General features: G+C 66.7%; 1 protein-coding gene. It reads right to left on the bottom strand.

The genetic code is table 11. The features are described from left to right. On the bottom strand, positions 1-375 hold a 375-nt coding region (locus A6013_RS24605), incomplete at both ends, for an Ig-like domain-containing protein (RefSeq protein ID WP_139128322.1).

Genomic DNA, 375 nt, shown 5'->3' with positions numbered 1-375 from the left:
CGCCCGCCCCGGTATTAATACGCAGACCCGGCAGGCGGGCGGCTATAACGATTTCGCGCTCGCCCGCGCCGGTATTGCCGTGGCCGTTGGTGACGGGCGCCGACACGGTCAAATCGCCGGTGCCCCGCGCCGGCAGGACGGATTCCGGCACGCTCACGGACCAGGTCAGATCGCTCTGCACCGTCGCGGGGTAGCTGTTGCCGCCGATGTTCACCGGCACCGTGTTACCGGCTTCCGCGTGCGCCACCTTACCGGTGATGGTCTGGCCTGCCGCCACTTCTGCCGCGTTGATGACGTTATCACCCGCCACGGTGTTGATGGTGACGGTCGGCAGCGCGGTGTCGACCAGCAGATTCGCCGTATTGCTGACGCTAT

The sequence above is a fragment of the Enterobacter sp. IF2SW-B1 genome (genome assembly GCF_001743375.1).
Taxonomy (GTDB): Bacteria; Pseudomonadota; Gammaproteobacteria; order Enterobacterales; family Enterobacteriaceae; genus Enterobacter; species Enterobacter bugandensis.
The sequence above is the reverse complement of the archived record's forward strand: the minus strand, read 5'-3'. Positions and strand labels throughout refer to the sequence as shown.